Here is a 15,327-nt window from a genome sequence, read left to right as displayed (position 1 = left end):
CCCAACTCCATGTACCCAACAAGAAAGCTACCTATCTCGCTATTTTCTAGGCTCCACGCTTGCCGTAGCTATTTGACTATGAAACGAAAGAACTATACGCGTAAACACTACACATTACAATTATGGCATGATATTTAGTTTATACATTTTGAAACTAATCATCTTATGCTAATCTAATTAATCATAATCTTATGACAAAAAAAATACATGAACGCGCTATTCTGTTTATAGCACTTTCCGTTCTACAGCTCCCACAGATGGCATCTGGTAAAGAGCTACGGTTAGTCCATGCCGATTTGCATCGATCGAGCACAGCTACACAGCAATCCATCAGCGGTAAAGTTCTGGACAAAAACGGAACAGCCTTAGCTGGTGTAACAGTTAAAAACCTAACAAGCAATGCGACCACACAAACGGACGCTAACGGTAATTTCAGCCTTGCTGGAAAGGCGGGCGACCGCTTCGACTTCAGTTATGTGGGCTACACGCCGCAATCGGTACCCGTTACTAGCGGCCAATCGTTGAATATAACGCTGGTTAGTGCAGATGCTATATTAAAAGATATTGTGGTAACAGGCTACACCAGTTACTCGAAAAAACAATCCGCAAACGTATCTACCGTGGTGCAGGCTAAAGATTTGGCTTCTGTTCCTACAGCGAGCATCGACCAGATGCTACAAGGACGTGTACCCGGGATGAGCGTATTAGCAAGCTCGGGACAGCCTGGAGAGAATGCTACCGTATTAATTCGTGGTGTGGGTAGTATCAACGGAAATACCTCTCCTTTATATGTCGTAGATGGTATCCCTATTGATGCCTCCGCACTTAAAAACTACAACTCTAATGATTTTGAGAACGTAACGGTATTACGTGATGCTTCGGCAAAATCGCTCTATGGATCGCGTGGTTCAAATGGTGTTATCCTATTAACAACGAAAAAAGGAAAAGCAGGACAGCTAAATATTGGCGTGAGCTCACAATTTGGTTTTTCAAAACTTACCCGTCCTAAATTTCAGATGATGAATTCCGAGCAGCGTCTACGCTTTGAGGAAGAAGTAGGCTTAGAAATCGGTAAAGATATCGGTCCGGGTTGGGCATATTCATCGAGAAACCCAGCCAATGCAGGTTGGTCGGCGCAAGAAGCAGCACGAGGCTCACAGATTCTGGATAGCTTACGTGGGTTAAACGTAGACTGGCGCGATTTCTTTTTCCAAACGGGCAAGTTTACCGAGCAGAATGTCAATGTAAGCGGTGGAAATGAAAATATCCGTTTTTTCAGCAGCGCTGGATATTATAAGCAAGACGGAATTGCGAAGCGTTCTGGATTAGACCGCTACACGGTAAAAAATAACGTAGAGTTCAACAGTGGTAAATTCTCTGGAGGGGTGAATATAGCTTTAGGCTATTCAAACTCTAAATTTACGGAAGGCGTTCAATCATCCTCCGTAGGCGCATCAATGGCTTCGGTTTATTATGCTTTACCCTATGAATATCCTTATGCACCGGATGGCACCTTGATTCACTTCGGCAACAGAGATCAGTATTTTATCCTTGACCAGCGTGAAGGTAGTGCCGGTTTGGAGCGTTTACTAAACTCGAGCAGCTCTTCAGAGCTTTTCAACACCAATGTGGGTGCTAATTTGGCTTACCAAATTCTTCCTACCCTAAAGGCACACACGCGCCTAGGGATCGACTACCGCAATAAAACGACACAGGATTATATCAATCCAGACTCCTACTATGGTTCTCAAGACGAAGATCCAACGATTGGTGGTCAAGGTATGTTTGGCGAAGGCTATGCGCGTACGACGAGCATTGTCTCAACAAGTGGACTTACCTACCAAGATACCTTCAACGAGAAGCATAATTTAGAGCTATCGGCTTATTTTGAATACCTATACGATCGTAATCGCTCATTCGGCTATATCGGTTATGGTATTGACGATCGCCTGCCAGGCACTCCTGCCGGCGTAACGGTCAATGATAAATTCTTACCTAAGATCTTAGGCGGCAGAAGCAGCGGCAGCTTAGCTTCTTACATGGCTTTAGCGCGCTACAACTATGACAACCGCTATTCATTGACGGCGAGTTACCGTTATGATGGTTCATCACGCGTAGTGAAAAGCAACCGTTGGCATGGATTCTACTCCTTTGGTGCCAACTGGAATGCCAAAGAAGAAGCCTTCTTAAAATCGGTAGACTGGATTCATCACTTGAACTTCCGTGCTAGTTATGGTACTACAGCGAGTCCATTTGGTGGTTATTTCGACTACTTAGCGACCTTCCGTACGGACATCACATATGATGGTGAAAAAGCTATACGTCCGGCTACACCAGGCAATGATCGTTTTGACTGGGAATATGTAGATGAGTTTAACACAGGTTTTGATTTAGACCTTCTGCCTTCGGGAAGAATACGTCTATCGGTAGATTACTACAATAAGGTTACGAAAAACCTATTTATACAACAGCCACTATCGCAAACATCTGGCTTTGACAGCAATTTGCTGAGCACGGGAAAAATGCGTAACCGTGGGGTAGAAATGAGCCTTCAAGGAGATGTAGTGAAGAAAGATGATTGGGGGATTACTTTGGGTGTCAATGCGGCATACAACAAAAACAAAATACTTTACCTATCGGATGCCTTGACAGAAACCTTAGACGGAAGCACCCGTATTTTAAAAGTAGGTCTTCCTTACGGTACTTTTTATGCACCAGAGTGGGCCGGCGTAAATCCGCAGACGGGTGATGCGCAATACTACAACCGTGATGGATCCATCACGACCTCCTATAGCGAAGAGACACAAAGTGTAACCAAGTCGGGCAGCATGTATCCAAACTGGATCGGTGGTGTTACCACAGGATTCCGCTATAAAAACTTAAGCTTAGATGCCCTATTTGCTTTTGTTGCTGATGTACGTCGTTGGAATAATGAAGATTTCTACAATGAGAATGAAGGCTACATGACCAGTAACCAGAGTATTCGTATGTTGAACGACCGTTGGAAACAACCGGGCGACCAAGCGATTCTACAGCGTTTAGATATTCCGAGAGAGTTTACCTCCAAAGATATTCAAGATGCTTCTTTCATCCGCTTAAGAAACGTGAACTTGGCATACCAGATGCCTAAAACATGGTTTGGACAGAAAAATGTAGTGAAAGGTGCGCGTATCTTCTTCCAAGGTCAAAACTTATTGACCTGGACTTCCTGGAGAGGCTTAGACCCAGAGAATAGCGAAGGTCGCGGACGCTTCAACTACCCTGCACCACGCACCTATACCGCGGGTTTAAATGTTAACTTTTAAATCAAAAGATCATGAAATTATTCAAAATACGACATATCATTACCTGCATGGCCATCGCTGGCCTCGCTTTACAGTCCTGCAATAAGCTGGATTTAAAACCTACGGATACCATCGACCCGGAGAAAGCATATCGCAACCTTAACGATATCGATATGGCCATCAAAGGAGCCTATGCGGGCATGACCTATACGTTAATCAGCAATAGTGTCACCGTGTCGGATGAAGCTATTCTACCTGCGGAAAACGTTGTTTCCAATACCAGCGCCTACCGCTGGCAATATAACTCGGCAAGTAGCACCGTGACGAGCTCCTTTGGCGAGCTATATGTCGTTATCGACCGTGCCAATCGTGCTTTAGCCGGATTAGAACTCCTAAACAACGTAGATGTACAAAAGAAAAACCACTTCAAAGGAGAGCTGTTGGCTATTCGTGCCTATGCACACTTGGAATTGTTACGTGCTTTCTCGGCAGGCTACGCGCCTACTGCTTTGGCCATTCCGTATATGCTAAAGGCAGAAACGGGTTCCCCAAAAAGAAATACCGTTCAAGAGGTTATCGCCTTCCTTAACACCGACCTTAATGATGCTTTAGCCCTTATTGGTGATACCGATGCAGGCGTAAAAAGAATAACAAAAACAGGTGTGTATGCAATACAAGCAAGAACAGCCCTATATGCCCAAGACTGGGATAAAGCGATTGCTGCTGCTACAGCTGCTATCCAAGCGAAGCCATTAGCAAGTGCGGCTAACTTCGCTAAAATATGGACCGATGCGTCCGAACAAGAGGTGATATTCGCTTTGGGAAGAAAAGTAGCCGATTTACCTGTTGACGATGATGACACGCGCGAAGGACCTATTGGCGCTGTATTTTACAGACAGTCGGGCGATTATGCCTTGTATACCCCTTCAAACAAGCTGATGAATCTTTACGACAAAGACAATGATGTGCGCTTCGCGAGCTACGTAAGCTACGAACCAGATCGCGGTGCTGGTAAAGAAAGCTACCTTATTGGAAAATATAAAGGACGTAGCGAAGATACCTTCGGTCTCGTAAATATTAAGCTTTTCCGTACAGGCGAGATGTACCTTATTCGCGCAGAGGCATATGCACAAAAAGATAAATTGGCAGAGGCTGCTGCCGACTTAAATGACCTGCGTAGCGCAAGGATAGACGGTTATCAATCGGAAACTTTTGCAGGTAAAGAGCCTTTAATAAATGCTATCTTTACGGAACGATACAAAGAACTAGCCTTTGAAGGACATCGTTTTTTTGACCTTAAGCGAAGAAATGTAGCTATAGAGCGCTCTGCACTTGATGCTGTGAATACAAATGGAAACCTACGTTTGGAACCTACAAAAGCCCAATACAATTTTCCAATTCCAGCAGTGGAGATGTCCGTAAATAAAGCGATGCAACAAAACCCAGGTTACGGAAAAGACTAATAATGAAGAAAAAAAACTTAATGACGCTCGGTTTAGCAGCTATGCTGCTATCGAGCTGTCAACAAAAACCTAAAGAAACAACACAAGAAGCACAGGAGCAGTATGTACTGGCTATTCATGGTGGTGCTGGCACTATTCTGAAAAAGAATATGACTGACTCCCTAGAACAAGCTTACAAGGTAGCGCTAGAGGCCGCCTTGACGGCTGGTTACGCACAGATTAAAGCGGGTCATTCCAGTCTAGATGCTGTAGAGCAGGCTATTTTTGTGCTTGAAGATTCACCTTTGTTCAATGCCGGAAAAGGAGCTGTTTTTACCAACGATGGTAAAAACGAGATGGATGCTTCCATTATGGATGGCAAAAACTTGGCTGCCGGCGCTGTTGCGGCAGTGACGACCATCAAAAACCCTATTGCTGCCGCACGGGCTGTCATGGAAAAATCGGAGCATGTGATGCTGGTGGGCAAAGGTGCTGAAGCCTTCGCCAAGCAGGCAGGCCTTACCTTAGTTGACCCTTCCTATTTCTGGACAAAACAACGCTGGGATGCTTTACAAAAGATTAAGCTAGAAGACAGCACGCAGGTACAACTTGACCATGACCAAAAACAAAGTAATCGCTTAGGCATTGTCAACAAAGACAGTAAGTTTGGAACCGTAGGCTGTGTAGCTTTGGATAAACAAGGCAACCTGGCTGCTGGCACCTCTACAGGAGGAATGACGAACAAGAAATATGGTCGTGTGGGTGACTCTCCGATTATCGGGGCTGGTACCTATGCCGACAATGCTACTTGCGCCGTTTCCTGCACCGGATGGGGCGAATACTATATCCGTTCGGTAGCAGCTTATTCTGTTTCGGCACTGATGGCCTACAAGGGCGACAATGTTGTACAGGCGAGTCAGGCTGTGATTGACCGTATTGGCAAGATGGGCGGCGATGGCGGTATGATTGCGATGGATAAAAATGGTCATGTAGCCATGCCTTTCAACACGGAAGGTATGTATCGCGGCACGGTGGATAAGGATGGTAATATAAAGGTTGAAATCTATAAGTAGCAATTATGAAAAGATGGTTATTCTTAGCATTCCTTGCCGTCACGGTATTGGGGAGTACAGCACAGCAGAAACAGCCTAAAGGCGCTTTGTTTATTATTGGCGGAGGCCATAAGGATGAACACCTGATGGAGGCCTTGGTGGATGCCGCCAACCTATCGCGCAAAGATTACATCATGGTCTTACCGATGGCTTCTACTGTCGCTGATGAATCGGTAGCCAATATGGTTGAGCAATTTGGTGAGGTTACGGAACACACGGTCACCAGTATAAACTTCAACCGTGAGCAAGCCTACGACAAAGCATTGGTCGACTCCGTGCGCAATGCGCAGCTGATCTACATCACCGGGGGGGATCAGAATCGTTTTATGAGTGTCGTAGATAATACACCTTTGTACGATGCTATCCATGAAGCTTATCAAAATGGCGCTTGCATTGCAGGTACCAGCGCTGGAGCTGCTATGATGAGCGAGACCATGATCACGGGAAACCAGTTGAAAGATGAGACGTACAAGTCGACATTTGACCGACTAGAAAAGGAGAACTTGGAAACGGCGAAAGGTCTAGGGCTCATTAAATCGGTTATTATTGACCAGCATTTTATTAAGCGTAGCCGCTACAATCGTTTGTTTACCGCATTAGCTGAATATCCAGATAAGATTTGTATCGGCATTGATGAGGGAACTGCAATTATTGTACGCCGCAAAGGCGTTGAGGTTGTTGGCGAATCATTAGTTATTGTCGCTAAGAATGTTAAAGGCCTGAAGAAAAAGGATAATGGCCTACTTACATGGGAAAACCTAAGTCTAAGTTCTTATCATGAAGGCATGCGTTTCAAAATAAAATAACGGAAGTATAAAGCTTAAAAAAGCCCTTTGGTGTACACCAAAGGGCTTTTTTAAGCTCTGGTGGCAATCCCCTATTGCTAAGTCAAAAAACAAATAATTGTCATAAAAGTCTAAAAATAGAATTTTAGTTAACAGCGTTAGGAAAATAATTTTACCTTTGCCTAACGTTGTTAGATAATTTAATATGGCAAGTAAAGATCGTATACAGAGACAAAAAGAAGAAACTAGAAATAGTATTCTCGATGCCGCCTACGCGATTGTCAAAGAAGAAGGTTGGGAAGGGTTAAACATGCGGAAGATTGCCGATCGCATTGAGTACACCGCTCCTATCATCTACGAGTACTTTGCTAACAAAAATGCTATTTTAATAGAACTAACACAAAAAGGGTATAACAACCTAACGAAGCTTATCCGCGTAGCACGCGATACGGAAACAGATCCGGACTTGAAGCTACAAGCTATGTGGACTGCTTTCTGGGATTTTGCTTTTGCAAATAAGGAATTATACCAAGTCATGTATGGTGTCGAAATGAAGTGCTGTTCGCAAACGATTGTACCTCCTGTTGAAACACCTTTTGAGCTTTTTATAAATAGTATTGCTGACCTTATGGCTGATCAACAACCCACAGCAGCAGAACTGAAAATTAAATATTATACCTTCTTCTCCGTGATTCATGGATTGATATCGGTTAATATGATTGGAAATGGTTTATCGGACGCTACAAACGAGCAAATTTTTAAAGATGCTGTAAGCGCCATCACTAAATCGCTTTATAAAGAAGACGTAAACGCATAAAGATTAGCACAATATACAAAGTGCTTCTTTTTTAAAACATGACTTAACAACGTTAAACACCTTAACACTATTAAAAAATATATTTTTTAATCCCTATACTAAAAAAATGCAAGAGGCAATTAAATTGAAGCATATTTACGACTTACACACACCCTTTACTTAACACTGTTATATAATTTAACTTCATTAAATCTTTCTTCTACTTTCTTATTTCCGATACGGTTAACCTTAGCGGTATTACAGGCTAAGGTCCCCTATTTGTTCAGCAAATAACAAATAGGTAAAAAATGAGTAGACGTTTGATTTATCGATTAACAACGTTAAATAATATAACTTAATTAAACGAAAGGATTTTCTTCCATTCAAACTATTTATCCCTTTACACAAAAATGAAGAAGTTATTTTTTTCCAGCATTCTCCTTGCCTTGATTATACAGGCTTGTTCTGAAAAACCAGCGCAAACGGAGGCAGCAACACCTGAGGTGCCTGTTTTCACGGTACAAGAAAGTGAGACCAACACCGTACAAGAATATCCAGCTGCAATCCGTGGCGTTGTGGATATTGAAATCCGTCCACAAGTTAGTGGCGCCCTAGAAAAAGTTTATGTAGATGAAGGCGCTTATGTTACTAAAGGACAATTACTTTTCAAAATCAATGAACGCCCCTACCGCGAACAATTGAATAGTGCGTTAAGTACGGTGAATGCCGCTAAGGCTGCCATTATCAATACCCAATTGGAGATTGATAAATTAACGCCTTTGGTACAAAACAAAGTCGTTTCTGACTACCAATTGAAAACGGCTCAAGCAAGCCATCAAATTGCGCTTTCCAATTTGGCTCAAGCACAAGCGATGGTGGAAAGTGCGAAAATAGATTTAGGCTACACGCAGATACATGCGCCTGTAACAGGCTATATCGGCAAGTTGCCTAAGCGTCAAGGAAGTTTGCTTGCCGCCACTGATGCGGAGGCGCTCACTACCCTATCCAACGTGCAACAAGTTTATGTTTATTTCTCTTTAGGAGAGGTAGATTTCATCAACTTCAAAGATCAGCATGCTGGCAGTACTTTACAGGAAAAAGTTAAAAACTTAGCGCCTGTAAGCTTAGAATTGGCTAATAAAACCAATTATGAGGAGCTTGGTAAAATCGATGTTATCGATGGCCAGTTTGATCAAAATACAGGTTCTATTATGCTACGTGCTACATTCCCGAATCCTCATGGCGCTTTGCGCTCTGGTAATACCGGCAAAATACAGCTAAAGATGAAGCATGACCATGCTTTGCTTGTTCCACAAGCAGCTACCGTAGAGGTACAAGATAAGGTCTTTGTTTATTCGCTAGACGCTGCCAATCAGGTTACCAAAAAGCAAATTCAGATTATTGGTCGCAGTGGTACAGATTACCTAATCGGCGACGACTTAAAAGCAGGAGACCGTATTGTCTTGAAAGGATTTGAGAGACTACAAGACGGTATGAAAATCACGCCGGAAAGTGCAAAAGTAGTGGCAACAAAAACGAAATAAATAGTATAACAATCGATGTTTAAGAAATTTATAAATAGACCCGTACTGGCAACGGTGATCTCCATTATCCTCGTTATTTTAGGGGTATTGGGCTTATACAAACTGCCATTACAGCAGTTCCCTGATATTGCTCCCCCATCTGTATTGGTGACGGCTTTATATCCTGGAGCAAATGCGGAAACGGTACTGCGTGCCGTAGCTCCTTCTTTGGAGGAGTCCATCAATGGTGTAGAAAACATGAGTTACATGACCTCTACAGCCAGTAATGATGGGTCGCTCTCCATTATGGTTTACTTCAAATTGGGGACAGACCCCGATCAGGCTGCCGTAAACGTGCAAAACCGGGTGGCACAGGCGACCAATCAATTGCCTGAGGAGGTTATCAAAGCTGGTATTACGACCAATAAACAACAGAATAGTTTGTTGATGGTGGTATCCTTATATGCTGAAGATGACAAGGCTTTTGATGAAACCTTTTTGGCCAACTATGCGCAAATCAACATCATTCCGGAGATTAAAAGGATTTCTGGTGTAGGTCAAGCGACGGTGTTTGGTGGAAACAAAGATTACGCTATGCGTATCTGGTTAAACCCTACACAGATGGCTACCTACAACTTAACACCTAACGAAGTGACGGCTGCCATTCAAGATAAAAACTTAGAAGCAGCGCCTGGTAAATTCGGTGAAAGTAGTACGGAGTCTTTCGAGTATGTTATCAAGTACAAAGGTAAACTCAACAAAGCACAAGACTACGAAAATATCATCATCCGTTCGAATGCTGATGGCTCTACATTGCGTCTTAAAGATGTAGCTAAAGTAGAATTAGGCTCTTACACGTACGGTAGTTCTACCAAGGTAAATGGAAAGCCTGGAATCAATATTGGTACCATGCAGTTGGCAGGTTCCAATGCGAATGAAATTCAGGTAGCTATCGACCAGCTGATGGTGAAAGCGGCTAAGGACTTCCCTAAAGGCGTTAAATACTTGATTCTATACAACACGAAGGATGCTTTGGACCAATCTATCCATCAAGTGATATCGACGTTAATAGAGGCCTTTATTTTGGTGTTCTTGGTGGTATTTATCTTCTTGCAAGATTTCCGCTCGACGTTGATTCCGGCGATTGCCGTTCCTGTAGCTATCTTAGGAACCTTCTTCTTTATGATGTTGTTTGGCTTCTCCATCAACCTATTGACACTATTCGCTTTGATATTAGCGATTGGTATTGTGGTCGATGATGCCATTGTCGTCGTCGAGGCGGTGCACTCCAAGATGGAACATAGCCATATGCCTGCCAAGGAAGCAACCACCTCTGCTATGGGCGAAATTACGGGTGCGATTATCTCCATCACTTTGGTGATGTCGGCGGTATTTCTACCAGTAGGCTTCATGGAGGGTTCGACGGGTGTATTCTACCGCCAATTTGCCTTGACTTTGGCCATCGCTATTATTATCTCGGCGGTTAACGCTTTGACATTAAGTCCGGCTTTGGCAGCGCTATTCTTAAAGAGTACGCACGGCGAGGGCGAGGGCGAAGGCGAGAACAACGGTGAGCCGGCAAAAAAGAAATCCTTCAAGGAGAAATTCTTTCTGGGCTTCAACCGTGGTTTTGAAAACCTTACCAATAAATATTTAGGTGGTATCAAGCTATTGATTCGCTACAAATGGTTAAGCTTAGCGGGCTTGGTGCTTGTTACTTTAGCCACGACTGTATTGGTTAATAAGACTAAGACAGGATTTATTCCTTCGGAAGACCAAGGGTTCATGGCAATTTCGGTTTCGATGCCGGGTGGTACTTCTTTGGAGCGTACGGTAAAAACAATTGATGAAGCTCAGAAAATATTGATGGACTTGCCTTCGGCAAAAACTGTCAATGCGATGTCGGGTTTCAACGTGATGACGCAGTCGACGAACCCGTCGACGGGGGTTATCTTCTTGCTCTTGAAGCCAGCGAAAGAGCGTGGTGAGATTAGCGATATCAATGCGATTATGGCTGAAGTAAACCAGAAGCTATCGGTAGTTAAAGGGGTTGATTTCTTCGTCTTTACCTTCCCTACCGTTCCGGGATTTAGTAACGTGGATGGTTTGGATATGGTCTTGCAAGATAAGACAGGTGGCACGCTAAATAAATTTAGTGAGGTCGGTAATCAATTTATTGGTGCATTGATGCAGCGACCAGAAATCGCGGTAGCCTTCACCACTTTTAAAGCTGATTATCCGCAATACAACTTGGAAGTTGATGAGCTTAAAGCATCGCAATTGCAAGTGAATGTTAAAGATATTTTACGCACGATGCAGGCTTATTTTGGTTCGTCGCAAGCGACAGACTTCAACCGTTTTGGAAAGTACTACCGCGTGATGATACAGGCGGAGAAAGGCGAGCGTGCTAATGTAAATGCTTTGGAAGGTATCTACGTTCAAAACAAGTTTAACCAACCGGTGCCGATTAAAACATTGGTGACTTTGACACGTGTTTATGGTCCGGAAACGGCTTCCCGTTATAACTTGTTTAACTCGATTAGTGTGAACGCTATTGCAGCACCAGGCTTCAGTTCGGGTGACGCTATCAAGGCAGTGAATGAGGTTGCAGCAGAGCAGCTACCGGCCGGCTATAGTCACCAATTCTCGGGTATGACGAAAGAGGAATTATCTTCTGGTGGGCAATCGGCTATTATCTTCGGCCTTTCCCTATTGTTTATATACTTCTTGTTAGCCGCTCAGTATGAAAGCTATATTTTACCATTCGCTGTTATCTTATCGATTCCAACGGGTATACTTGGTGTCTTTATGGCCATCGGCTTAACGGGTATTGAGAATAATATTTATGTGCAGGTGGCACTCGTTATGCTTATTGGATTGCTCGCTAAAAATGCCATTCTGATTATTGAGTTTGCCCTACAGCGCCGTCGTGCTGGCGAAACCCTACTCTTCTCGGTAGTTGAAGCCTCGAAGCTACGTTTACGCCCGATTATCATGACGTCGGTAGCCTTTATCGCCGGACTTGTGCCGATGATGAATGTCAAAGGTCCATCGGCTATGGGTAACCACTCTATCAGTATCGGTGCCGCTGGCGGTATGCTTTCAGGGGTTATTTTAGGCTTATTCATTATCCCTGTACTGTTTATGCTTTTCCAACAATTGCACGAAAAGATTTCCGGTCCGATGAAACCGCTTGAATCGCCGAAAGCATAAACGCATCATCGAGAACAACACCCTTAAAACACTCGCTATAAAACGGGTAAAGGGCTTAACATTTTTAAAAAGAACATCGACAGATGAAAAAAAATAATAGTAAACTACTTGTCGCGACCTTGGTCTTGGTCGCGACTATAGCTTCCTGTAAGGTATCTAAAGACATCGCTATTCCGCAGGGGGCTCTTCCGGATAGCTACAGAGGTGCCGATACGACGCAAGCTACAGCGAGCCTAGCGGGCAATACGGCTTTGGCAGAATTACCATGGCAAGATTTCTTTGCTGAGGAGCAGTTGAAACCGCTTATTGAGCGTGCGCTAGCAAAAAACAACCAGCTACAACTGGCCTTAAAAAACCTTGAAATTGCAGAACTGCAATGGAAGAAAGCGAAATGGGGCAATGTTCCCGAATTGCAAGTGGGCGTACAGGCGAGCAGCAATAATCCTTCGGAAAATAGCATGTTGGGTGCCAACTTAAATCAGGCGCTACAGCGTACACATATTGAAGAGTTTGCCGTAAATGTAGGACTTACTTGGGAGGCTGATATCTGGGGTAAAATAAAAAACCAAAAGCAGCTGGCTATGGCCAACTACTTGCAAACAGATGAGGCTAAGAAGGCGGTACAAACGGCTTTAATCGCTACTGTTGCGAAAGGATACTACAACTTACTGATGTTGGACTACCAGCTTAACACGGCTAAAAGAAATGCTGCACTGAGCGCCGATACGCGTAAGCTTATCCAGCTCCAGTTCCAATCGGGACAAGTAAGCTCTTTGGCGGTAGCACAAGCGGAGGCACAGCAGCTCAATGCGGAGAAGCTTATCCCCATCTTTGAGCAGCAAATTGCGGTGCAAGAAAATGCATTAAGCATCTTGGCAGGCACCTTCCCGAGTGCGGTAGAAAGAGGCGCTGGCTTAAACGTTGTGCCGTCGAGCGAGCATAGTGCAACAGGTCTTCCGTCGGCTTTGGTAGCCAACAGACCTGATGTAAAACAAGCGGAATTAGCGCTAACGGCTGCAAATGCTGAGGTTGGCGTAGCTAAAGCGGATTTCTACCCTGCTTTGCGCATCAGCGCTACTGCGGGTGTTAATAGCTTTGAAGCAAGCAACTGGTTTACCTTACCTGCGTCTCTATTTGGTACGTTAACGGGTGGTCTTACCCAGCCTATCTTACAAGGACGACGCATTAAAACCAACTATGAAGTGGCTTTAGTGAATCGGGAGAAAGCGGTTATCAGCTTCCGTGAATCGGTTCTGGTAGCGGTTTCGGAGGTGTCTAATGCTTTGTTATCCATAGATAAATTGGGCAGTCAGCAAAACGTTCTTCAGCAACGTACAAATACATTGGAGCAAGCTATTGGCCGAGCAAACCTTCTTTTCCAAGGTGGTATGGCCACTTATCTAGAAGTTATTGTTGCGCAGGAGCAGCTGCTACAAAGTGAACTTGAGTTAGCAACAAACAAACGTGACCAGTTGGCTGCGCGCGTTGAACTATACCGCTCCTTAGGTGGCGGATGGCGATAATTTTGATTTTTATTTTGTTTAATTTTATCTCTGGATTGTACTAATCCCGTAAGCCCGGTGTTCGCATCGGGCTTTTCGTTTTTTAAGAAATTGTGTTGTGAAGGCTATGCTCTGGTATCCTTGTGGTGAAGGAGGACGATATGCTAGGATATACAGCGTGTAGATTTAGGCCAAATCGACTAGTTTAGAAAGCGAAATTTCTAAAGCATTTGCAATTTCAAGTAGGGTAAAAAGCGTCGAATTTACCTTTCCATTTTCAATCTTTTCGATTGCTTGGCGGTCTTTAGCACAAGCTCGTTCTAAATCAGCCTGACTCCACCCTTTCTTTAGGCGAAGCTCAACAATACGCTGGCCAAGTTTCCTTTTTAGTTCTTCTCTAGTCACAATTCAAATAATTACTTATAAAAAACGTTTTGGAAACAAGAACAATATTTGAATGAGGTGCTTAAGGCTATTTACTTTCCAAAGCTTTTAACAAACGTTCATACAAGGCTTCTTTTTCGGCATGAAGCTTTTTAATTTCTTCATAACTCTCGATAAGTTTATCAACTGGATTAAAGGATGGTTGATAACTAAATCCGGAAGCAACAGCATTATCTTTAAAATCTTGAAAGGAATACGTATTTGCAATAATATTCACAGCGCGTTCCTCGTCAAAGTTTTGAATAGCTTTTACAGGAATTTTCAGCACAGCGGCTATCTGCTCCAATAAATTCATTTCTATTGTTTCTTTCTGTTCTAGTAAAGAGATTTTCTGTTGGTTCCAGTCTTCACCTAGGTCGTATGCTAACGATTCCTGTTGAATACCCAACAGTTCTCTAAAGCGCTTTACATTGCGCCCATGATGTACTTTAGGATTAGTGCGCATTATCTGTGTCATTTCGTAATGAATCTCATTGCTAATTAGACAAATTACTATTTTTTAAGATAAGTTACAGCTTTAGAATGGTAACTTATCTACCCATATGATTGATTATGGTGAGAAAAAGAAGATATTTCATACTATTTTACACACTTGGACTTTCTAAACGATGCTTCGACAAGCTCAGCATGACGGTTTGGATGGATTGGTGCAAACTAGCTAAAGTTGTGCGAATGGCTTATTATACGCTAGCGTTGCAAACGCTATTCTCAAGCATCCTCGTTGCAAACGAGGACGATGTATGAGTTGATATAATGGCTTATTATACGCTAGCGTTGCAAACGTTATTCTCAGGCATCCTCGTTGCAAACGAGGACGATATGCTGGTTATACAGCATGTAGACTTTCTAAACGATGCTTCTACTTGTCATCCTGAGCCTGTCGAAGGACAGCATGACAGTTTGGATGGATTGGTGCAAACTAGCTAAAGTTGGGTGAATGGCTTATTATACGCTAGCGTTGCAAACGCTATTCTCAAGCATCCTCGTTGCAAACGAGGGCGATATGCTGGGATATACAGCGTGTAGACTTTCTAAACGATGCTTCTACTTGTCATCCTGAGCCTGTCGAAGGACAGCATGCTAGTTTGGATGGATTGGTTTCTGTTGGGCGTACTGCTGCGCTAGGGATTGGAGCGGCATCCTTTTGTGGAGCTTGCGCAACAAAAGATAGAGCGGAAAGCCCGACTCGCTGTTGCCCTTCGGTAAGGCAACAGCGAGGAGCGCCC

Annotated in this window: 11 protein-coding genes; 9 read left to right on the top strand and 2 right to left on the bottom strand. The window is 43.6% G+C overall.

Annotated elements, in window-relative coordinates; all coding sequences use genetic code 11:
* Positions 1 to 191 precede the first annotated feature (191 nt).
* From WH223_RS15240 to WH223_RS15205, 8 genes are all read left to right on the top strand, one after another.
* Positions 192 to 3,305 (top strand): SusC/RagA family TonB-linked outer membrane protein, encoded by a 3,114-nt coding sequence (locus tag WH223_RS15240; RefSeq protein ID WP_340048617.1) that lies wholly within the window; start codon positions 192 to 194, stop codon positions 3,303 to 3,305.
* Between the two features lie 11 nt (positions 3,306 to 3,316).
* Positions 3,317 to 4,747, top strand: coding sequence for a RagB/SusD family nutrient uptake outer membrane protein (locus tag WH223_RS15235; protein WP_340048615.1), 1,431 nt, complete (start codon positions 3,317 to 3,319; stop codon positions 4,745 to 4,747).
* 2 nt (positions 4,748 to 4,749) lie between these two features.
* Positions 4,750 to 5,799, top strand: a complete 1,050-nt coding sequence (locus tag WH223_RS15230; RefSeq protein WP_340048614.1) for an isoaspartyl peptidase/L-asparaginase family protein — start codon at positions 4,750 to 4,752, stop codon at positions 5,797 to 5,799.
* 5 nt (positions 5,800 to 5,804) lie between these two features.
* Positions 5,805 to 6,644, top strand: a complete 840-nt coding sequence (locus WH223_RS15225; RefSeq protein WP_340048613.1) for a cyanophycinase — start codon at positions 5,805 to 5,807, stop codon at positions 6,642 to 6,644.
* 184 nt (positions 6,645 to 6,828) lie between these two features.
* Positions 6,829 to 7,440, top strand: coding sequence for a TetR/AcrR family transcriptional regulator (locus WH223_RS15220; protein WP_340048612.1), 612 nt, complete (start codon positions 6,829 to 6,831; stop codon positions 7,438 to 7,440).
* 389 nt (positions 7,441 to 7,829) lie between these two features.
* Positions 7,830 to 8,963 (top strand): efflux RND transporter periplasmic adaptor subunit, encoded by a 1,134-nt coding sequence (locus WH223_RS15215; protein WP_340048611.1) that lies wholly within the window; start codon positions 7,830 to 7,832, stop codon positions 8,961 to 8,963.
* Between the two features lie 15 nt (positions 8,964 to 8,978).
* Positions 8,979 to 12,155 (top strand): efflux RND transporter permease subunit, encoded by a 3,177-nt coding sequence (locus tag WH223_RS15210; RefSeq protein ID WP_340048610.1) that lies wholly within the window; start codon positions 8,979 to 8,981, stop codon positions 12,153 to 12,155.
* A gap of 83 nt (positions 12,156 to 12,238) precedes the next feature.
* On the top strand, positions 12,239 to 13,678 hold the full coding sequence (locus WH223_RS15205) for an efflux transporter outer membrane subunit (protein ID WP_340048609.1): 1,440 nt from the start codon (positions 12,239 to 12,241) through the stop codon (positions 13,676 to 13,678).
* A 165-nt stretch (positions 13,679 to 13,843) separates the two neighbouring features.
* Here WH223_RS15205 and WH223_RS15200 read toward each other — a convergent pair whose 3' ends face one another.
* Both WH223_RS15200 and WH223_RS15195 read right to left on the bottom strand, forming a co-directional pair.
* Positions 13,844 to 14,062 carry a helix-turn-helix domain-containing protein gene (locus tag WH223_RS15200; RefSeq protein ID WP_340048608.1) on the bottom strand — a complete coding sequence of 73 codons (219 nt, stop codon included), beginning with the start codon at positions 14,060 to 14,062 and terminating at the stop codon, positions 13,844 to 13,846.
* Between the two features lie 67 nt (positions 14,063 to 14,129).
* Positions 14,130 to 14,546, bottom strand: coding sequence for an XRE family transcriptional regulator (locus WH223_RS15195; protein WP_340048607.1), 417 nt, complete (start codon positions 14,544 to 14,546; stop codon positions 14,130 to 14,132).
* Positions 14,547 to 14,854: 308 nt separating this feature from the next.
* On the opposite strand from WH223_RS15195, the gene WH223_RS15190 reads away from it, so the two are divergent.
* Complete coding sequence (locus WH223_RS15190) at positions 14,855 to 15,028, top strand: hypothetical protein (protein ID WP_340048606.1); 174 nt, start codon at positions 14,855 to 14,857, stop codon at positions 15,026 to 15,028.
* Positions 15,029 to 15,327: the final 299 nt, after the last annotated feature.

Source organism: Sphingobacterium sp. MYb382 (assembly GCF_037572665.1).
Classification (GTDB): domain Bacteria; phylum Bacteroidota; class Bacteroidia; order Sphingobacteriales; family Sphingobacteriaceae; genus Sphingobacterium.
This window is presented reverse-complemented; position numbering and strand designations above follow the sequence as displayed.